This is a genomic window from Cellvibrio sp. KY-YJ-3, assembly GCF_008806955.1.
In the GTDB taxonomy this organism is placed as follows: Bacteria; Pseudomonadota; Gammaproteobacteria; order Pseudomonadales; family Cellvibrionaceae; genus Cellvibrio.
The window spans coordinates 2386493-2407072 of the sequence record NZ_CP031727.1; the positions used below are offsets into that span (position 1 = coordinate 2386493).

13 protein-coding genes are annotated in these 20580 nt (G+C 49.3%); 6 read left to right on the top strand and 7 right to left on the bottom strand.

Features of this window, described 5'->3' with window-relative positions:
- Positions 1-9: 9 nt before the first annotated feature.
- The 3 genes from D0B88_RS10115 to D0B88_RS10125 form a co-directional block, all read right to left on the bottom strand.
- Positions 10-2250 carry a cellulase family glycosylhydrolase gene (locus D0B88_RS10115; protein ID WP_151056905.1) on the bottom strand — a complete coding sequence of 747 codons (2241 nt, stop codon included), beginning with the start codon at positions 2248-2250 and terminating at the stop codon, positions 10-12.
- A gap of 455 nt (positions 2251-2705) precedes the next feature.
- A complete protein-coding gene (locus D0B88_RS10120; RefSeq protein ID WP_225318315.1) occupies positions 2706-3074 on the bottom strand; it encodes a DUF2956 domain-containing protein in 369 nt (122 codons plus the stop codon).
- Positions 3075-3108: 34 nt separating this feature from the next.
- Positions 3109-3582: an acyl-CoA thioesterase gene (locus tag D0B88_RS10125; protein ID WP_007642650.1), complete on the bottom strand. Its 474-nt coding sequence runs from the start codon at positions 3580-3582 to the stop codon at positions 3109-3111.
- Positions 3583-3947: 365 nt separating this feature from the next.
- Between D0B88_RS10125 and D0B88_RS10130 the strand changes: the two genes are divergently transcribed.
- Both D0B88_RS10130 and D0B88_RS10135 read left to right on the top strand, forming a co-directional pair.
- Entirely contained in the window at positions 3948-5639 is a 1692-nt protein-coding gene (locus D0B88_RS10130) for a cellulase family glycosylhydrolase (RefSeq protein WP_151056909.1), read from the top strand.
- 177 nt (positions 5640-5816) lie between these two features.
- Positions 5817-6695, top strand: coding sequence for a sugar phosphate isomerase/epimerase (locus D0B88_RS10135; RefSeq protein ID WP_151056911.1), 879 nt, complete (start codon positions 5817-5819; stop codon positions 6693-6695).
- Between the two features lie 157 nt (positions 6696-6852).
- On the opposite strand, the gene D0B88_RS10140 is transcribed toward D0B88_RS10135, so the two are convergent.
- Both D0B88_RS10140 and D0B88_RS10145 read right to left on the bottom strand, forming a co-directional pair.
- On the bottom strand, positions 6853-8346 hold the full coding sequence (locus D0B88_RS10140) for an MFS transporter (protein WP_151056913.1): 1494 nt from the start codon (positions 8344-8346) through the stop codon (positions 6853-6855).
- Positions 8347-8431: 85 nt separating this feature from the next.
- Positions 8432-9538: a glycoside hydrolase family 105 protein gene (locus tag D0B88_RS10145; RefSeq protein WP_007642641.1), complete on the bottom strand. Its 1107-nt coding sequence runs from the start codon at positions 9536-9538 to the stop codon at positions 8432-8434.
- 257 nt (positions 9539-9795) lie between these two features.
- Between D0B88_RS10145 and D0B88_RS10150 the strand changes: the two genes are divergently transcribed.
- The 4 genes from D0B88_RS10150 to D0B88_RS10165 all read left to right on the top strand — a co-directional run bounded on the left by D0B88_RS10150 (position 9796) and on the right by D0B88_RS10165 (position 17418).
- Positions 9796-12501 (top strand): Tat pathway signal sequence domain protein, encoded by a 2706-nt coding sequence (locus D0B88_RS10150; RefSeq protein WP_151056915.1) that lies wholly within the window; start codon positions 9796-9798, stop codon positions 12499-12501.
- A 25-nt stretch (positions 12502-12526) separates the two neighbouring features.
- Positions 12527-13678 carry an FMN-dependent L-lactate dehydrogenase LldD gene (gene lldD / locus D0B88_RS10155; RefSeq protein WP_280522459.1) on the top strand — a complete coding sequence of 384 codons (1152 nt, stop codon included), beginning with the start codon at positions 12527-12529 and terminating at the stop codon, positions 13676-13678.
- Between the two features lie 26 nt (positions 13679-13704).
- Positions 13705-15288 (top strand): GDSL-type esterase/lipase family protein, encoded by a 1584-nt coding sequence (locus D0B88_RS10160; protein ID WP_151056917.1) that lies wholly within the window; start codon positions 13705-13707, stop codon positions 15286-15288.
- A 93-nt stretch (positions 15289-15381) separates the two neighbouring features.
- Positions 15382-17418 (top strand): rhamnogalacturonan lyase, encoded by a 2037-nt coding sequence (locus D0B88_RS10165; protein WP_151056919.1) that lies wholly within the window; start codon positions 15382-15384, stop codon positions 17416-17418.
- 123 nt (positions 17419-17541) lie between these two features.
- Here the strand turns inward: D0B88_RS10165 and D0B88_RS10170 are convergent, their stop codons facing one another.
- Both D0B88_RS10170 and ccoG read right to left on the bottom strand, forming a co-directional pair.
- Positions 17542-18966 (bottom strand): PLP-dependent aminotransferase family protein, encoded by a 1425-nt coding sequence (locus tag D0B88_RS10170; protein WP_151056921.1) that lies wholly within the window; start codon positions 18964-18966, stop codon positions 17542-17544.
- Positions 18967-19016: 50 nt separating this feature from the next.
- The gene (gene ccoG, locus D0B88_RS10175; protein ID WP_151056923.1) at positions 19017-20447 is read right to left on the bottom strand and encodes a cytochrome c oxidase accessory protein CcoG; all 1431 of its coding nucleotides are present in this window, start codon (positions 20445-20447) and stop codon (positions 19017-19019) included.
- Positions 20448-20580: the final 133 nt, after the last annotated feature.

Genomic DNA, 20580 nt, shown 5'->3' on the forward strand with positions numbered 1-20580 from the left:
AGCAGGAAATTACAGTCCCCATAGGTCATTCAACAGCTCGGTTTTACGTGGGTCGAAACCAGTCCATTGCCCCCAACTGGTGTTGGCGGAGACAGGATCCCAAGGGGTTAAGTACCAGCCCATGGTATCTGCTGACTCGGGGTTGATCGACCAGTAGCAGGCATTGATACCCTTTTTCTTGAAGTAGTTAGCCGCTGTTTGTTGCCATTGTTGATCCACATTGGTGGTGATGTGGCTCCACAGGGCACGGTCTGCCGGGCTGGCTTTTGCAGCTGGCCAATCCATGTTGCCGCCGAACTCACCAATCAAAATGCCGTAACCCAACTCACGCAGGTAACCAAAGTGCTCTTCCCAGCCTTGTTCCAACAGCTCGGGGTTGATCACGATACGGCAGTCGGCGTGGCCCGCTTCATCACCTTCCAAACCTTCACACTCGGTTTGGGTTGGGTCCATGAATTGTTTTTGTACAAACACGGAAGGCCCGTAGGTGTGAGGTGAGAACAAGAGGCGATCTTTAGGAATATTCAGCGGGTTGGTACCAGCTTCGTAGAGGTTTTCACCCCAGTTAGGGTTCAAATCAAGGCTGCCGTGCGGAACAGGAACTTTGGTATCCGGTGTTCCGTCCTGGGTGTTGGCGTTAGCGGAGAGGCCTTCAACAATAATGATCATGTTGGGGTTCACTTCGTTAATCGCCTCATAGGCATCCTCAACCAGACCTTTCCACTCGGCCCAAGTGTAATCATAGGGCTCGTTGAATACATCGATACCGATGATGTTATCTACACCCAACTGCTCGGACAGACCTGCAATCTCTCTCAGGTTAGCCAGCCATTTTTCCTTGTCATAAGCATGGATTTTGGTGACTGAACTTGGGTTGCCGGTGGCAGAGCATGAATACTCTTCGCGGGTAAAGTCATAACCTACGCGGGTGGCATCCACATAGGGTGGACGGGCATCCAAACGGCCTGCGCGCCAGCCAACATAGTTAGAGCAGGAGTGGATATCAACGAACAATTGGATGTCATTCTGGTCAGCCAGTTTGATGAAATCCTCCAATGCCTGACGTGCGGTAGTTTGACGTACCGACTGATGGTTTTTCAGGTTGGGGTCCATGCCTTGGGGGTTGTTTGCTTCCAATGTCTGGGGCGCAATAGGCAGGCGCAGCATGGTAATACCTTGCTGTTTCAGCTCGGTCATAGTCTGCTGGATGGTACGACCTGAACCCTGGCTGTTGTTGACCCACCACATATTGCCCACATACAACTCCATTGGTGCACCGCTGGGGTTGTTGGCGTCATTCGATGGCTCATGGCGACCTTCAAGGCCGAACCAGTTACCGCAACGCGCTGGCACTAATTCACCGTCTTTTGTCAGGTTCCCTTGGGTATTGATGCGGAACACACCGCTACCCGGAGGTGTTACTGATGACGATGAGCTGGATGACATAGAGCTCAGGCTTGAGCTGCTAATAACCGAGCTGGAGCTGACAACAGAACTGGATGAGCTGCTCGGCACTGATGAACTGCTTGGTGCTAATGAGCTGCTAGGTACAGATGAACTGCTGGGAGCAATGCTGGATGAACTGGACGAACCGGGATTGACCGGGCCCCATGGGTCTGGCTGGGCATCGCAGGTTGAGAAAGATATACAGCTTCTGTTGTTCTCATAACCCCAACCCGAGGCAGTGCTGGTACACATGGGGTAAAGGGTGCCGTACCAGTTACATTGCGCCCCATTGGCAATGGATGACGAACTGACAACGCTGGAGCTGCTGGAAACGGGGGGTACGCTGCTGGATGAAGGCGCCGAGCTAGCAACGCTGGATGAACTGGAAGAAGGCGTGCCACCAGTACAAGCAGCGCCATTTACAGTGGGGCGCTCAACCGCACCGCCATTGGTAACACCCTGGAAACCAAACTCGACGGTTTGGCCCGGCGGTATAGTGCCGTTCCAACCTAGGTTGGTCGCCGCATAGGGATTGCTACCCGACAGGTTGGCATTCCATAAATTCGTCACGCGGTTAGTGTTGTATTGCCAGCTAACATTCCAGCCATTGATGGCGGTCGAACTGGTGTTCGAAATACGGATCGCCGCAGTAAAACCCGAACCCCAGCTGTTGGTCACAACATATTCACAGCCAGCAGCGGCGGCATTCGAAAATGCGGCCAGCGCAATGCTGACGCCGAGAAGGCTTACCGCTCGTTTCACCGGAGCAGGCATGCGAGTGGAAGGAGATACTCTATGTCCCATTATTCAATCCTCAATTTATTATGGTGACTGCCAATGCGTAGCCCGCCAAGCGCAAGCTAGCGTAAAAACAGCCGAGAAAAAGATCGCAATAAATTTGCGGTCTCCAGTATCTGGACTGGGGAGACACCTCGTCACCCCGGCCCAAAACTTCTTCTCACGTTCTCCTTCGTCACCACATTGTTGTATTGATAATGGCTCACCCGATCATAGAATCCGTTGGTTGAAAATATGATAACCGGGGGAGTAGCGGCACCCTTTATTATGCAAGCGCTGAAACGCGCTTTATGACCGCTGTGCAGGACAATTGATATTTATACGGGAAAAATACTAGTACATCTGTTGACTAGGTCTCATTGACCATTTGTTCGCGGAGGAGTGAAGCGCCAAAAAACACAAAACTTTAAAAGCTGTCGTTTAAGTTTGCAATTTCACTTTTGCAGGCAGTTAAAAATTATTTATCGCAGTGTTATTACCAGACCCACTGCTAAAAATAATCCCCAGGACAGCGCAAGCAGCGCCCAGGGTAAGCGCGAAGGGTTTTGTACGGCTGCGGTTTCTGTGTGGTTCTCCGGATTTTTTTGTTGTGTTAGTTGAGTTGATAATTGTTTTACTTTTTTAACCCGCTTATCCAATTCTCGCGTTTTCTCACTTTGTTGCCGTAAAAACATTTCCATGCCGCGTTGAATTCCTGTCGCAATCGCTTTGGTTTCCACCGGCGATTGGCCTTCTATTTTTATACTGTTGGCAATTTTTAATGCGTCGGCGCGAATATCGCGCGCGTCTTTTTTCTGTTTGGTTTTTAAGGTGGATGATGCGTGTGTCATAGCGTGAATCTCAGCTGGGCGTTGGAAAAATAAATCAAACAAAAATCTGCATTTCGTCGCCAATTTTTTTGCGCATTTCCATCAGTTTGATGGCCGTGGCGTGTTGTTGTTTGTCTGCTTCGGTTTGCGGAACCCATACCGGGACTTTAACTGGCTGGCCACTTTCGTCCACGGCGACCATGATCACGATGCAGTGGGTGGTAAGGCGACGGTTAAGTGATTTAGGGTCGCAGGCATTTACTTCTATGGCGATGTGCATGGAAGTGTTGCCGGTGTAAATAATTTTTGCGCTCACTTCAACCAAATTGCCCACATGAATGGGCGATACAAAACGAATTCCACCGGCATACACGGTGATGCAATAGCGGCTGCTCCACCCGGCGGCGCAGGCGTAGGCGGCGAGGTCGATCCATTTCATTACCGCGCCACCGTGCACCTTGCCACCAAAATTTACATCTTGTGGTTCGGCCAGAAAACGAAGGGTGATATCGCGTTGGGGGCTGCTCATGATTGGCTCTCGCTTTAAATAAAGAGAAGTCGTTGGGGGACTAGTATTGGTGTGCAGGATAAAGGAGTTCTGCGCTGTTTTGTTGCTACAGCGCGTGTTTTACCCGGGGTTGTTCACATGCATTGATCTGCTTTTATCTATAAAAACAATTTTGTTTGTGATTCGTTTCGCATAATACAGTTTTTGTCGCCTCAGGCATCTTATCCCAAGTAACCCCAAGTCTTATTCAATCCATTACTGGCATAGCATATGGTTCTGCTGACTATTTTGTGAGCGCAGTAGGTAGTTCAAGGCAGATCCTCCCGTGCAGGCGCAGGTATTTCTTGCGGCGGGTCAATAACCAATAACGACAGGAGTACAACTGGATGAATATTTCACGACTTAAATTGTGGGGCGCCGCCGCGCTCCTGGGCATGGGTTTATTCACACCCCAAGTATCGCTAGCGCAGAGCGCTAGCTGTAAATATGTGGTGACCAATAGCTGGGGCAGCGGTGCAACGGCGAATATTGAAATTACCAATACCGGTTCAACAGTGCTCAATGGTTGGAGTGTGAATTGGAGTTATACCAACAACCGTATTAGCAATTTATGGAACGCCAACCTGAGTGGGTCCAACCCCTACAGTGCATCCAACTTGAGTTGGAATAGCACCTTACAACCGGGGCAAACCATCACCTTTGGTATGCAAGTCAATGCAAATGGCGCGATAGAAACGCCGGTAGTAACCGGCGCGATTTGTGGTTCATCTTCTCTATCAAGTGTTAGTCCATCAAGTATTAGTTCATCCAGCGTGAGTTCGTCATCGCGCTCATCCAGCAGTGTGTCACTCTCCAGTTCATCCATGAGTTCCAGAAGCAGTTCATCCTTCAGTTCAGGTCTGAGTTGCCCGCAAGGTAATAGCTGGCCTGATTGCCCGCCACATACCTGGAGCGATGAATACTGTGCGATGCACCCAGGTATTTGTATCAGAAGTTCCTCCAGCCGTTCGATGAGTTCAAGCAGCTCCAGCAGTTCGGTCAGCTCCGGTGTGACCAGTGTTGAACTTACGCAATTAATGGGTATTGGTTGGAATGTGGGAAATACATTGGATGCCGTGGGTGGTGAAACCAATTGGGGCAACCCGTTAATTACCCAGCAATTAATTAATTCGGTAAAAGCCGCTGGCTTTAAAACCATTCGCCTGCCTGTGGCCTGGAGTAAATTTTCTGACCCGCAAAATTTTGTGATTCAAACGGCGTGGATGGATCGTGTTGAGCAAGTAGTGAATTACGCGCTCAATGCCGACATGTATGTGGTGGTGAATATCCACTGGGACGGTGGCTGGATGCAACCCACTTATGCGCAGCAAACTTATGTAAATAATCGCCTCAATATTATGTGGACGCAAATCGCCAACCGTTTTAAAAATTACGATGATCGTTTGTTATTTGCCGGTACTAACGAAGTGATGGTGGATGGCGATTACGGCACGCCAACGGTTGAGTACTACACGGTACAAAATAGTTTTAACCAAACTTTTGTGGATACCGTGCGTGCGACTGGCGGCAAAAATGCAACGCGGCATTTGGTAGTGCAGGGCTTTAATACCAACATCGATCACACGGTCAATTTTGCGGTGATTCCAGTGGATACCGTGAATGATCGCCTGATGATGGAAGTGCATTATTACGACCCCTACAACTTCACCTTGAATACCAACAGCAATATTACCCAGTGGGGTTCAATCGCTACCAACCCGAATGCCACCGAAACCTGGGCGAACGAAGCTTATACCGATGCACAATTCCAAAAAATGAAAACCCATTTTGTGGATCAAGGCATCGGCGTGATTTTGGGTGAATACGGTGTAGTGTCGCGGTTGAATGTGTCGGGCCACGCCACCTATCGCAACTACTGGAACGAGTACATCACCCAGTCAGCCTATGACCGTGGTTTGGTGCCAATCTATTGGGACAACGGTTACTCAGGTGATGGCGGTTTTGCCTTGTTTAATCGCAACACCGGTGCGCAACTTGAGCCCGCGTTAATTCAAGCGATTGTAAAAGCCGACGATTAACCATAGTTTCGTAAATAGTTTCGTAAATTGTGCAGCTAAAACCCCAAGGCGATGTTATTGCCTTGGGGTTTTTAATTTTCAGTGTTATCGCCAATTGTTTGATCGGTCAAATTCAATCAGTTAATATCACATTCAGTCAAATTATCTAATTAACAACCAGCTGAGCGGTATAACTGAATGAAACCTCTTTTTGGCCTGCGGGCACATGATTTTGGCACCTTTCCTCCACAAGAACTCGCAGCGCGTATTGCCAGTTCCGGCGCAACTTGCGTGCAACTGGCCTTGGCCAAGGCATTTCCCGGTGGGCATTTAATGCCAGCAGAATTTGGCGATGCCGGCTTGGCGGAAATTCGCACTGCGTTTGCAGCGAATGGCATTAGTGTCGCGGTGATTGGCTGTTACATAGATACCGTTGCGCTGGATGAAAGCGCGCGCGAATTTTCGTTCAAACGTTTTGAGGCGCATATCGATGCCGCCGCTGCACTGGGTTGCAATGTTATCGGTACCGAAACCGGTTCACCTATGCCTTATCTTGAACAACCTGACGGGCGCGACATCGCCTTTCGTATTGCGCTACAAGGTTTGCATCGCCTGGTAAAAGCGGCGGAGCAAAAAGGCATTCGCGTGGGGGTGGAGGCGGTAGCGGAATACCACGCGCTATCCACAATCGAACATATCCGCATTATGATTGAAGAATTTAATTCCCCGGCGTTGGGTATTATTTTTGATCCGGTCAATTTAATTCCGCTGGTGGGAGTGGCGGATATGGATGCATTTTTGGATGAATGTTTTGCCACCTTTGGTGAGCGCATAGTGGCGATCCACGCGAAAGATTACCAAATGGTGCCCAGCGAAAAGGGCTTGGTGAAACTCGGCGATTTACCCGTAGGCACTACCGGTGTGATGGATTGGGTGGGGGTATTTAAACGGCTAATCGCCGCAGGTAAACACCAGGTGCCAATTTTATTGGAAGACACCAGCCCCGCCCACGCCGTGGATTCATTTGCCTATTTACAGCGCGCGTGGGATCAGGCAGTAAAGGAGCTTGAGGTTTAATCACCGGTAAATAATATTAGGAAAACTCTGAAAAAAATAACCCCCGGTGCGAGTCTGTTGTATTACAGGAGCGAACCGGGGGTTAATTGTTTGTGCATAATCGAATGGAAAATAATTGGTAAAAATTATCGCTCCAATTGGCTATTTTCCTATGTGGCTATTTGCCCACATTATTCTTGCCCCACAATTTCTCATAAGGCCAGCCGGATAAATCTTCCACTACGGCGCGGCTCTGTGCGCTGGAAGGTTCGGTGGCGCCAGATTTTAAATGAGCGATTTCGTTCATTAACAATTCGTGGGTGTCTTTATTTAATTTAAAACGGCTCGCCACAAAAAATCCGAAGAGTAATAACAGAATCGGGCCAATTACCATGACCAGTACGATGGTATTAATTGCCTCGGTAGTCTGGGTTTCACTGCCCGACATAAAGCCACCCCATTCAATCACTATGCCCACAAACATCACCGCCACGGCTTGCGCTGCTTTGCGGATAAAGGTCATCACCCCGGCAAAACTACCTTCGCGGCGTTTGGCAGTAACAATTTGATCCACGTCGGCAATATAGTTGTACACGTTCCAGGGAATATAGTTGAGTGCGCCGCGCCCCAAACCAGCCAGCACTACCGCACCGAGTAATAAATACAGCGGTGGCAATTCACTGAAGGTTAAAAACAAAATCAGTAGCGCAACAATCCCGGCGATATAAAACGATACCGCTAAGCGATAGGTATAGGACGGGCCTATGCGAATGACCAGTGCAATCGCCAACGCAACGGCAAGCAATTGTGCAATGTAAGTATTGGCGATAAGCGATGAAGCAATCGCCACCGAACCACCTAATGCAAACACAATAAAATAAGTGAAGGCCGCGTTAAAAATATCCTGGCTAATATAACCACCCAAATACATGCCCAAATGCAAGCGGAAGGCGCGAATCCGTAACGTGGAGGATAGGTTCACAAATACCATTTTGAGTGCATTAAACGCGGAGGTTTTGGGTTTGTCAGGCTCTTCTGCTTCTACTACCGGTGCGCGCTCCCAAGTAAATAAATAGGTTACGGTAATGACCAGCATAAATGCCAGCGCAAAAATAATTCCCATAATCAGGAAAGTATCTGAATTTTCTTTGCCACCTACATAGTTAACAATCCAGTTGGGCAAAATGCCGGCAAAAATGGCAGACACTTGCCCGGTTAAAATTCGCGCCCCGGCAAATTTGGCTTTTTTTGCGTAGTCGTCGGTCATTTCGGCAGCAAGGGTTTCGTAGGGAATTAATACCGAGGCATAAACCAATTCAAAAAATACAAAAGTGAAGAGGTAATACCAATAGTGCTGATCGGCAACCCACATAAGGGCGAAGCTGGGCAATAAAGGAATAGCCGCTAATAAAAAAATGCGGCGACGGCCAAAGCGACGGCCGAGTTTGGTTTTATTTAAATTGTCGGAAATATGGCCAATCAACGGACTGGCAACGGCGTCGATAATACGCGCGATCGCAAAAATAGAGGCGGCTTGTATCGCCGATAAACCACAAAAGGTGGTGTAGAAAAAAATTAACCAGCCACTGATAACCGCCATGGAACCGGCACCCAGTACATCGGTGAGGCCATAAGCCACATAATTTCGGGTTTTTATTTCGCGTATAGTCATGGTGATTATCGCTCTTATTGTTATAGGAAGCTGTTATAAAAAGCCCCGCGCTGCGAGTGGCAACAGCGGGGAAGGAGGTTTGAAATTAAATATAGCGATTCATATATTCCACCAGCGCCAAAATCGCCATGGATTGGCCGTAAGGCATGGAGGTCAATGGAATATCGCGATAGCCTTGCAGGTCATCAAATACCGGTGTACCAAACGAAACCTGTTGTAATTCGCCGTCGTCGCTAATGTTGGCGAGCACTGCTTTAATCGCTTTAACGGCCATGGCTTCGTATTTGGAATCCAAATAACCTTTGCGCACCGCTTTCAAAATACCGTAGGCAAAACCAGCGGCGGCAGAGGCTTCCAGGTAGGAAGATTTGTCATTAATCAGCGTATGCCACAAGCCGCTTTCATCTTGATAACCCTCCAGCGCTTTTACTTGCGCTTCCAGGGTTTCAATTAAAAATAACCGGGTGCTGTCGTGTGGTGGTAAATCCAGCAGTTCAATAAATTCCGGAATCGCAATAGTTACCCAGCAGTTGCCGCGCGCCCAGAGTGCATCGGCAAAATTGTGGCGACCATCAAAGGTCCAACCGTGAAACCACAAACCGGTTTTGCGATCTGCCAGATATTTGGTGTGCAACATAAACTGACGTTTGGCTTCTTCGACATAGGCCGGGCGATTCATGAGCAAACCGATTTTGGCGAGCGGGAGCACACACATCATTAAGGTGTCATCCCAAATTTGTTGGTAGTTCACCGAGTTAAACACTATGTGTTGCAAACCGCCTTCTTCAGTGCGCGGCATTTCATTCATTACCCACTCAGCCCAGACATCCAAATAGGGCAGGTAGCTGCGGGTGCCCAAACGCTCGGCCAAATAGGCGAGGGTGAGGAAGGGAGAAACGGTATTAACGTTTTTAGTAGGCGTGCCCGCTTCAAAACGATTTTTAAACCAGTCCTGCATGATGTGTAGCGGTTTTTCGTCGCCGGTAATATCCCACAGCTTTAACAAACCGTAGAGGCCCACACCGTGGGTCCACTCCCAGTCATTCCAACCTTTGGTATCAATCACGCGGCCATCATCCAAACGCAGCAGGAATTCACCGCTGGTGTCTTTAATGTTAACCAGATTATCAATCAGCTTATCAATGGTGCGCGTCAACTCGGTGCGCGCAATACCTTCTACTGTAGCAACCATAAAATACTCACAATTTATTGTTGGCAAAAAAAATGTTGGCAAAAACCGGATTCAGGGATCTTGAAGTGATCATAACAGCGATCTTTCAATGTGTCGATCATATTCAATCATATGTAGTCAATATGATTCAAGTGTGATACAAATAGGACATGCTTCATGTGCAGCTTAGTATCCAATAAACGATAAAAGAGCGCCCTTCAGGGTGCATGCAGTGAGTAGAGTCCATGAACCGCCGAGAACTTTTCAGATACAGCGCTATGGCCGCCAGCCTGCCGTTAATGGCGGGTACCCGCCTGACAGCAGCGCAATCCAGTACCAGCAACCCGCTACTTACCAAATCCAATCAGCTGGGTTGGTTGGATACCGCCGAACCACGCGCACGCTGCGGTTATACCTGGGGGCAGCCCTGGCCGCAGGGTAGGCTCAAAACAAATGATGCACTGCATTTAGTGGATCAAGCTGGTAAATACCAGCCATTACAAACCTGGGTAATGGCGACCTGGCCAGACGGTTCAGTGAAATGGACGGGGCATGCCACAGCTGCCGGGCAAGCGCTGGGGCAAACTTTCCATATCGAAAAAAGTGAATTAAAAGGCCGCGCGCCTAAGGCAAAACACAGCGTAACAATTGGAGAATCCGGCAAAAAATTGTTGATTGATACCGGCGTGATTCGCTGTGTAGTGAATACCCAAGGCGAGGTGATTATTGATGAAATTACCCGCGCGAAAAAAACATTGCTGCAAAACGCGCGATTTATTGGCCAGCGACAAAATCAAGCGGAAGCGGACGGCGAGCAGCCGCTGCAAATAGAACATTTTTCCGCGCAGATAAAACAGGCCGACATAGAACAGCGCGGGCCCTTGCGCGCGGTGGTGAAATTATCGGGTATGCACCGCACGGCAAATGGTCGCGAGTGGCTGCCGTTTTCATTGCGTTTGTATTTTCATGCTGGTGGCGATGCGGTGCGCATTAGCCACAGCTTTATTTTTGACGGCGATGAACAACAGGATTTTATTCGCGCACTCGGTTTACGTTTTGATGTACCGCAGCGCGATGAAACCTATAACCGTCATGTGCGTTTTGTGGGTGAGGGCAATGGCCTCTGGGCGGAGTCGCCGCAAGGCATTACCGGTTTGCGGCGCGACCCCGGCAAGGCGGTGCGCGAGGCACAAATTAATGGCGTCGCTACTCCTGCACTGAATACCTGGGATAAACGCGTGAGCGAACGCCTGCAATTTATTCCGGTGTGGAATGATTATTCGCTCTCACAATTAAACGCCAATGGCTTCAGCATTAAAAAGCGCACCAAAGCGGGCCATGCCTGGATCGATGTGGATCAAGGCAAGCGTGCTGGCGGCGTTGCTTATGTGGGTGGCGCGAGTGGTGGTGTTCTGTTTGGCATGCGCGATTTTTGGCAATTGCATCCCACACAAATTGATATTCGCAATGCGGGCACACCAACAGCACAAGCGACAATGTGGATCTGGTCGCCCGATGCACCGCCGATGGATTTGCGCTTTTATCACGACGGCATGGGCATGGACACCTACGCCAAACAAATCGAAGGTTTGGAAATCACCTACGAGGACTACGAGCCAGGTTTTGGATCGCCTCAAGGTATTGCGCGCACAACGGACATGATGCTTTACGCATTGGATGCAACTCCATCGCGCGAACAATGTATCGATCTGGCCGATTCCATTCGCACTCCCGCACAAATTATTGCTGCGCCGCAAACCTATTTGGACGCCGGTGTATTTGGTGGTCTGTGGAGCCTGCCGGATCGTTCAACACCGATTAAAAAAATAGTGGAAGACCGGCTGGACTGGTCGATTGATTTTTATCAAAAACAAATCGACCAACGCCATTGGTATGGCTTTTGGAATTATGGCGATGTGATGCACACCTACGATACTGATCGTCATGTATGGCGCTACGACGTGGGTGGTTTTGCCTGGGATAACTCCGAACTCTCGCCGGATTTATGGCTCTGGTATTCGTTCCTGCGCAGTGGTGATGCCCGCGCATTTCGTATCGCCGAAGCCATGACTCGCCACACCCGCGATGTGGATATTTATCACCTTGGTCGCTTTGCCGGTTTGGGTACCCGCCACAATGTGCAGCATTGGGGTTGCAGTGCCAAACAATTGCGCATTAGCACTGCCGCCTATCGCCGCTTCCATTATTTTTTAACCGCCGATGAACGCACCGGCGATGTGCTCTGGGAAGTAGCAGAAGCGGATAAACAGCTGGTGAATTTATTGCCCACACGCAAAGTAAACCCGGAGGCGGCGGCCGATAAAAATACCCATATTGGAATTGGTACGGATTGGGGTTCAGCGGCAGCCAATTGGTTAACTGCCTGGGAGCGCACCGGTGATGCACGCTATAAAACCTGGCTGGAAAATGCGATGCGCACAATTGGCGGTAACGACTTGGGCTTTTTTGCCAAGGGTTACCACTTTGATATAAATAGTAAAGCCATGACCGTTATTCCCGCTGATCCATTAGAATCTGGCCGCCCAAAACGCGTGTCGCACCTCAATGCGGTGTTTGGTTTGATTGAAATCTGTGCCGAGTTAAATCAATTAATTGATGTACCTGAATTCAAAGCGGCGTGGTTACGCTACGGGCGTTTTTATAGTGCACCGGCTGCGCAGCAAGCGGCTGAATTCGGGGTGAGTTTAACGGGCAACAATCTTACCAATGCGCATTCGCGACTCACTGCCTATGTGGCGCAGCAAACTGGTGATACTGCACTTGCAAAACGGGCGTGGGATGAATTTTTCCGCGAGGCGAATCATGTGCCTGAGGTTAAGCGGGTTGAGGGGCCGCTGGTATTAAACCCGGTTGATGAAGCCGCGTGGGTTTCCACTAACGACAGCGCGCAATGGGGTTTGGCGGCAATCCAGAATTTGGCGTTGATTGGTAGCTCGCTGGCGGGTAGTGCGCTGAAAAAATAATTTAATTAACAATATTTTTACCGAGGTGAATCCTTTGATTGCTGCAAACGTTGAAGACTATCGCTTACTGGCTAAACGTCGCTTACCGAAATTCTTGTTTGAATATATTGATGGTGGTTCTTTTAGTGAAACCACCTTGCGCAACAACTGCGCCGATTTACAAACCATTGGTTTGCGTCAGCGGGTGCTGCGCGATATTTCCACTATCAACACTGAAACCGAATTATTCGGCCAGAATTTAAAACTGCCGATTATTCTCGGGCCGGTGGGTATTGCCGGGTTAAACGCGCGTCGCGGTGAAGTATTGGCGGCGCAGGCAGCGCAGGAAAAAGGTGTGCCCTTTTGTTTGTCAACTGTATCGGCTTGTTCGATTGAAGAGGTGCGTTCACAAACACAAGACCCACTCTGGTTCCAGTTATACATGATTAAAGATCGCGGCTTTTTAAATGCGATGTTGGATCGCGCCGTGGAGGCGGGCACTAAAACATTAATGTTCACTGTGGATATGCCGGTACCTTCATCGCGCTACCGCGATATTCGTTCTGGTTTGTCAGGCGGCAGTATGTTCCGCCGTCAAAGTGCGCGCATGTTGCAATCCATGATGAGTCCACGCTGGGCCTGGGACGTGGGTATTTGTGGTCGCCCGCATTCACTCGGCAACGTCGCCCACGTATTGGGCAAGGGCGCAGGCATCGATGAATTCTGGAGTTGGATGAGCAAAAATTTTGACGCGAGTGTGACCTGGAAAACCCTGGAGCAAATTCGCGATAAATGGAAAGGCGATTTAATTATTAAAGGTATTTTGGACCCGGAAGATGCGCTGGAAGCCAAAAAACTGGGCGCCGATGGTTTGATTGTTTCTAACCATGGCGGCCGTCAGTTGGATGGTGCACTCTCCTCCATTCGTGCACTGCCACCGATTGCGGATGCAGTCCAGGGCGATATCAAAATTTTGTTGGACAGCGGTATTCGCACGGGGCTGGATATAGTGCGCGCTATGGCACTCGGTGCTGACGCGGTGGTGATTGGTCGCGCCTGGGTTTATGGCTTGGCCGCGCAAAAGAAACAAGGCGTTAGTAATGTATTGGATATTTTAGGCAATGAATTGCGCGTGGCTATGGCGCTTTCTGGTTGCGCATCGCTCAAAGAAATTACGTCAGATATTTTGGTGAAATAATCCCGCCAATCAAAACGAGGCTAATAATGAAAATAAATAATCTAACGCGCTGTATTTTACAGCGCGGCTTGTGGTTCTTTTTCTTGTTAATCAGCGCTGGAGCCTGCGCGGATGACAGTGCGCCTAATAAAACGAGTAAAACGAAAATTTTTATCGCCGGTGACTCCACAGCAGCGACTTACAGTCAACCCGATCAGCAAGGCTGGGGCGCGCTATTGGGTGATTATGTGGATGCCACTAAAGCGGAAGTGATTAATCGTGCACGCGGCGGCCGTAGTAGTCGCACATTTATCGCGGAAGGCTTGTGGCAAGCCTTAATCGATGAAGTCTCTGCAGGCGATATAGTCATCATCCAATTTGGCCATAACGATGCCAGCCCGATAAATGATACAACCCGTGCACGCGGCACCTTGCCGGGTATAGGCACAGAAGCTATCACCATTAATAACCTGCTCACCCAACAGCAGGAAACGGTTTACACCTTCGGCCACTACATCCGCAAGATGGTGAATGACGTGCGCGCAAAAAATGCCACGCCGATTTTAATGTCGCTCACCCAGCGCAATGTATGGCAAGCCGGAAAACTGGAGCGAAATGGCAGCTACGGGCGCTGGGCTTATGAATTGGCATTAGAGCTGAATACGCATTTTGTGGATATGAATAATCTCGTGGCCGATAAGTTGGAAGCGCTGGGCGAAGAAAAAACTGCCGCACTTTATCCAAAAGATCACACTCACTTTAACCCGCAGGGTGCGCAGCTTCATGTGGAAACAGCACTAGCCGCCTTTAAAGGTTTGCGCCCCTTATTATCTAATAAACGCTTATCTGATGAACTGTTATTTAATGGTCTGCTCAATGAAAAAGGTGCGGCGGTTGCTGCCGACGAAATGACCTGGCTGCGCTTGCCAATGCCTGCCAACAATAATTTGCGTTCGGTCTTTTTAATTGGCGATTCAACCGTGCGCAACGGCGGTGGTATTGGCGGCAATGGCGAATGGGGTTGGGGCGATTTTTTGCAACCGCATTTAAACAGTAAAAAAATCAATGTAGTAAACCGCGCGGTAGGCGGATTGAGCAGCCGTACTTTTTATACTGGCGGTTACTGGCAGCGCACCTTAAATATGATGCGCCCTGGCGATGTATTGGTGATGCAATTTGGTCACAACGATAACGCTCCTATTAACGACAACAGCCGTGCGCGCGGTACGCTCAAAGGTGTTGCCGACAACTATGAACAAATAGAGAACCAACTGACTGGAAAGCCGGAAACCGTATACAGCTACGGTGGTTATTTGCGCAAATTTATTGGCGAAGCCCGTGCTCGCGGCATTATTACCGTGGTCTGCTCGCCGGTGCCGCGCAAAATATGGGAAGGTAAAAAAATCGCCCGCTCACCAGATTCCTATCCCGATTGGGCGCGTCAGGTGGCGCTACAAAGCGGTAGTGCATTTATCGATTTAAATACTGTTATCGCTGCTGAATATGAGCAATTAGGTGCGAAAAAAGTGGATGCCCTTTTTGCTGACAAACATACCCATACCAGCAAAGCTGGAGCGGAATTAAATGCAGGGTTTGTCGCCGCAGAATTAAAACCCTTGTTGGGTCTGTGATTATGGATACCCGCGTTCGCGGGTATGACGAAAAATAAACTTTCACTGCTTTCCTGACGGCTCATTATAAAAATCAATCAGCGAGGTTTTCCAATGCATTTTTTAACCACTAATACTGCTTTCAATAGACTAAAGCTGGTTTCAGCGCCTGTGGTATTGGCACTGGCTGTAGTTGGCTGCTCAGAGCAAACGGCTGAAACAGTGCAATCTACAGTGATCAGTTCATCTGTTGCTGATGTAGAGACACAAGTTGGGGCGGCTACAAATTCCCAGCAAGTTGCGCGGCAAATGGAAGCGCTGGATCGCGGTTTGATCGCCGTGCCCGCTGCAGAAGGAGTGTTGGTTAGCTGGAGAAAAATGCACGAGGACGCAGCAGACTTTGCGGTGGATGTGTATCGCGATGGTAATAAAGTTTCTTCTGTGGCTATCACTGAACGCAGTAATTTTTTGGATACAGAAGGCAAGGCCGGTGCAAGTTATGAATTACGTGCCGGTGAACAAGTTATTGCCACTGCACGTGCATGGGATCAACCCTATCTTAATATTTCAATTACACCACCGGCCGATGATAAAACCCCCGATGGTCAGATTTATTCCTACACCGCCAATGACGCGAGTGTAGGGGATTTAGATGGCGATGGCCGTTACGAAATTGTATTGAAGTGGGACCCAAATAATTCTAAAGATAACGCCTTTGGTGGTTATACAGGTGTTACCTATTTGGATGCCTATACGCTGGAGGGAAAACAACTCTGGCGAATTAATTTAGGTAAAAATATTCGCTCAGGTGCGCATTACACCCAATTTATGGTGTACGACTTTGACGGCGATGGTCGCGCTGAAATCGCCCTGAAAACCGCAGATGGCACAACCGATGGTGAGGGAACAATCATCGGTGACGACAAGGCGGATTGGGTGAGTCATGGTGGCGAATTGGAGGTAAGTGATCGCACCGGTTCTGTAGTAACACCGGAAGGAAAATATATGGGGCAATTAGTCGGCCGCGTATTAACCGGGCCGGAATATTTTTCCGTATTTGAAGGCGCAACCGGAAAAGTATTGGATACCGTGCCCTATATTCCCCAGCGTGCACCGGGCAATAACAATCCAACCGCCGAGCAAATGAAAGCTGTATGGGGCGATGGTTACGGCAATCGCTCCGAGCGTTATTTAGCGGGTGTCGCCTATTTGGATGGTGCGCGCCCGAGTGTCATTATGGCGCGCGGTTATTACGCTCGCAGCGTAGTCGCCGCCTACGATTTCCGCGAGGGGAAAATCTCCACGCGCTGGGTTTTTGATTCTGCAGCACATGACGTTCCCGAAGGTTTTAGCGGGCAGGGCAATCATCAATTATCCGTTGCTGATATCGACAGCGATGGTAAAGACGAAATTATTTACGGCGCTATGGCTATTGATCACGATGGCTCGCCTAAATGGACAACCAGGTTTGGCCACGGCGATGCACTGCATGTATCAGATTTGAATTTGGAAAATCCCGGTTTGGAGGTGTTTGGTGTGTATGAATCCCCGCGCAGTAATGGCGGTATAGGTTCTGCGCTAATCAACGCCGCTGACGGGAAAGTGTTGTGGAGTAAACCTACTGAAAAAGATAACGGCCGCGGTTTGGCGGCAGATATAGATCCGCGTCACCCAGGTGCAGAAAACTGGGCACTCAATGCACCGGAATTATTTAATGCCAAAGGCGAAGTTGCGGCACCCGCGCGACCAAAACAGGTGAATTTTGCCATTTGGTGGGACGGCGATTTGCTGCGTGAATTATTGGATGGCACAACCATTTATAAATGGGATTGGAACAATAATACCAGTGTGCCGCTTTTAGTCACCGAAGGTACTAGCTCCAACAACGGCACCAAAGCTAATCCGGCCCTGTCGGCTGATTTGTTCGGCGATTGGCGTGAGGAATTAATCTTGCGTGCGGCGGACAATCAATCCCTGCGTATTTATTCCACCAACATTCCGACAGACATCGGCCTGACAACCTTGATGCAAGATCCGCAATACCGCGTTGCAATTGCCTGGCAAAACACCGCCTACAACCAACCGCCACATCCGAGCTTTTATGTGGGTGAGGATATGAAGTCGCCTGTAAAAACCAGTAAACAAGACTAACGGGAATTTAGGGCATATTGGGCCAAAAAAATCCCCATGATCCGAAAAATCATGGGGATTTTTTACGTTTGGATGTTCAGATAAATAACATAACAACGGTGTTGATAAAAAATATTGTTTACATCAAAACGACGCCATCAATCGCCCTAAGATTTTCATCGCTTCTTCTATGTGTGGCGTCCAGCTATTGCCATAGTTTAAGCGGATACAGTGGCGGAAGCGGCGGGAGGCGGAGAAGATGGGGCCGGGGGCAATGCTAATGCCTTGGGCAAGGGCGAGTTTAAATAGTTGCAGTGAATCTACCTGCGTGGGTAATTCTACCCACAAAAAATAACCCCCCTTGGGTTGGGTTACGCGGGTGCCGCTGGGGAAATATTTTTCGATTGCCAGTAACATGTGTTGTTGCTGCGCTTCAAGGGTTTCGCGCAGTTTGCGCAAGTGGCGATCAAAACCGCCGTGCTGCAAATAATCGGCAATCGCTGCTTGTGCAGGCACCGAAGGGGAGATAGTGCTCATGAGTTGCAGGCGATAAATTTTTTCGGCGAACTTTCCACCGGCTACCCAACCGACTCTATAGCCTGGCGCCAGGCTTTTAGAAAATGAACTGCAATACATAATTAAATTATGTTGATCAAAACTTTTTAAGGGTTTGGCTTGCTGGTTGCCAAAATAAAGTTCGGCGTAAACATCGTCCTCAATCGTGGGAATTTGGTGTTGTGCAATTAACTCGCAAAATGCCTTTTTCTTTTCATCACTCATGCTGGCGCCGAGCGGATTGTGGTAACTGCTCATTACCCATATGGCTTTTATGGGCAGACGGGTGAGGGTGTCGGCCAAAATATCCAAGTCCATGCCTTCGCTTGGATGAACCGGAATTTCTACCGCTTTTAATTTCAACCGTTCCAGCACTTGCAAGCAGGCATAAAAAGCCGGTGACTCAATCGCCACCATATCGCCGGGGCTGGTTACGGTTTGCAGCGATAAACTCAGCGCTTCCAAGGCACCGCTGGTAATAATTAATTCATCGGCGGTGTATTTGTTGTTGGCGGTCATGGCCCGCAGCAAAATTTGGCGACGCAAATTGGCATTGCCGCTGGTCATGTCGGTCACTATGGCTTGCGGCGACATATCGCGCAGCGCTTTATTCATGGAGCGCGCCAGCCGTGGCAGGGGGAATAAATCCGGGCTGGGAAAGGCGGAACCCAAGGGAATGGTGTGTGGGTCTTTAATGGAATCCAACACAGAAAAAACCAATTCACTGACATCCACCTCGGTAGCCGCAATTTCATGCCGCGCTTGCGCGTTGTCATTTAATTGCGGTTCGGCGAGCAGGCTGCCCGCATTGTTGCGCACCACATAACCGGAGCGCGCGCGGGCTTCAATGAGCCCGCGCCGCTCCAATAAGTAATAGGCCTGAAAAACGGTGGCGGCACTGATGCTATGGGTGCGGCTGGCGGTACGCACCGACGGAATTTTTTCGCCCGGCTTCAAAGTGCCGGTGCGAATCAGTTCGGCGATGTTTTCTGCAAATTGTTCATAGAGTTTCATAAGCGAATGATAAGCCAGCCCCCGGTGTTCCGATAGTGTTGCCCAACTGCCTATTTACCCTGGTAGATAAAACTGGCGGATTGATCAATGGTTTGTTTCGGCTGATTTACATTGCTCATCTGGAAATTAAAATCGATATGGCTACCCGTGTTGTGGATCGGATCATGTTTTTTTAGGGCCACCGCGACCGGTAATTCTACGCGTTCACCGGCGGCCAAAGTCAGCTGATAAGTTTTGGTTAAATACAGCGGTTTATCGCTTGCCAAGGTGAGTTGATAGGTCTGTATTTGTTGGGTTTTGTTGGTTAATTTCAGGCGATAAACATTCACTTTTTCACCGAGTGAATTGGTGCGCAATACATTGCGGTCGCGATAAGCACTCAGTGCCATTTGCTCGCGCGCATTTAAGCTCAGCGCAAGAATTGCCAGTAGTGCGGCAATGGCGACCGCATAGGCAATGAGGCTGGTGCGCCAGCGAATGCCGGGTTTTATCGCGCTGCGTTGCGTGGGCGGCAGCTCCAATAGGCGTTCACTGGTATAACTTACCAAACCGCGCGCATAACCCATTTTATCCATCACCGAGTCGCAGGCATCCACACAGGCGGCGCAACCGATGCAGTCCATTTGCAAACCGTTGCGAATATCAATGCCGGTTGGACAAACCTGCACGCACATATGGCAGTCGATGCAATCACCCAAATTTTTTGCGTGATGATCTTCATCTTTTCTGCGCGCTCCACGACTCTCACCACGCTGCACATCGTAACCGATAATTAATGTGTCTTTATCAAACATCACGCTTTGGAAGCGCGCGTAAGGGCACATGTGGGTACAGACTTTTTCGCGCAGCCAGCCGCCATTGAGGTAAGTCATACCGGCGATAAAAAATACCCAAAATGCGTAATTGCCTTCCAGTTGCACAGTGACTAAATCGCTCAACAAATCTCGCACCGGCATAAAGTAGCCCATAAACGCGATGCCGGTGGCGAGCGATGCCATTAGCCACAAACAATGTTTGCTACTGCGACGAAAAAACTTATTGAGTGACCAGGGAGCTGCATCCAGTTTTACGCGTTGATAACTATCGCCTTCAGTAATTTTTTCCATCCACATAAATGCCCAGGTCCAGGTGCTTTGTGGGCAGGCGTAACCGCACCAGACTCGCCCGGCTATTACCGTAACGGCGAGCAATAAAAATGCGCTGATGCTCATGACAAACGCGAGCAGTAAAAAATCCTCAGGTAAAAATGTGGTGCCAAACACATAGAATTTTCGCTCGCTTAAATCCCACAGCACCGCTTGGTGGCCGTCCCAGTTAATCCAGGCAGTACCAAAAAATAATAGTGCCAGTACACCGGCGATACTGATGCGCAGGCGGCGAAAAACCCCGGTAAAACTGCGCGTATGAATTTTCCCGCCGCGTTCAGCGGGTGTGGGTTTGTGAGAGGAGGGCAGCTGTTGTACAGGAATATGTTCGCTCATGACGTGCTTCTCTTCGTTTGGTCAGTCATTGTGCGGTCAGTATGCGATTCCATCTGTACTGGTAACAGATTCAGTTTCAGCGAAAAACACCGTAGCAGATGCCGCCGTTCAGGCTCGTGTAGTGCGTATCTGA

Excerpts from the sequence above, each read along its gene's own strand:
- D0B88_RS10150 (WP_151056915.1), top strand. The coding sequence starts at position 9,796 with ATGGCCGCCAGCCTGCCGTTAATGGCGGGTACCCGCCTGACAGCAGCG.
- D0B88_RS10115 (WP_151056905.1), bottom strand. The coding sequence starts at position 2,250 with ATGGGACATAGAGTATCTCCTTCCACTCGCATGCCTGCTCCGGTGAAA.
- D0B88_RS10145 (WP_007642641.1), bottom strand. The coding sequence starts at position 9,538 with ATGGTTGCTACAGTAGAAGGTATTGCGCGCACCGAGTTGACGCGCACC.
- D0B88_RS10120 (WP_225318315.1), bottom strand. The coding sequence starts at position 3,074 with ATGACACACGCATCATCCACCTTAAAAACCAAACAGAAAAAAGACGCG.
- ccoG (WP_151056923.1), bottom strand. The coding sequence starts at position 20,447 with ATGAGCGAACATATTCCTGTACAACAGCTGCCCTCCTCTCACAAACCC.
- D0B88_RS10170 (WP_151056921.1), bottom strand. The coding sequence starts at position 18,966 with ATGAAACTCTATGAACAATTTGCAGAAAACATCGCCGAACTGATTCGC.
- D0B88_RS10165 (WP_151056919.1), top strand. The coding sequence starts at position 15,382 with ATGCATTTTTTAACCACTAATACTGCTTTCAATAGACTAAAGCTGGTT.
- D0B88_RS10140 (WP_151056913.1), bottom strand. The coding sequence starts at position 8,346 with ATGACTATACGCGAAATAAAAACCCGAAATTATGTGGCTTATGGCCTC.
- D0B88_RS10160 (WP_151056917.1), top strand. The coding sequence starts at position 13,705 with ATGAAAATAAATAATCTAACGCGCTGTATTTTACAGCGCGGCTTGTGG.
- D0B88_RS10135 (WP_151056911.1), top strand. The coding sequence starts at position 5,817 with ATGAAACCTCTTTTTGGCCTGCGGGCACATGATTTTGGCACCTTTCCT.
- D0B88_RS10130 (WP_151056909.1), top strand. The coding sequence starts at position 3,948 with ATGAATATTTCACGACTTAAATTGTGGGGCGCCGCCGCGCTCCTGGGC.
- D0B88_RS10125 (WP_007642650.1), bottom strand. The coding sequence starts at position 3,582 with ATGAGCAGCCCCCAACGCGATATCACCCTTCGTTTTCTGGCCGAACCA.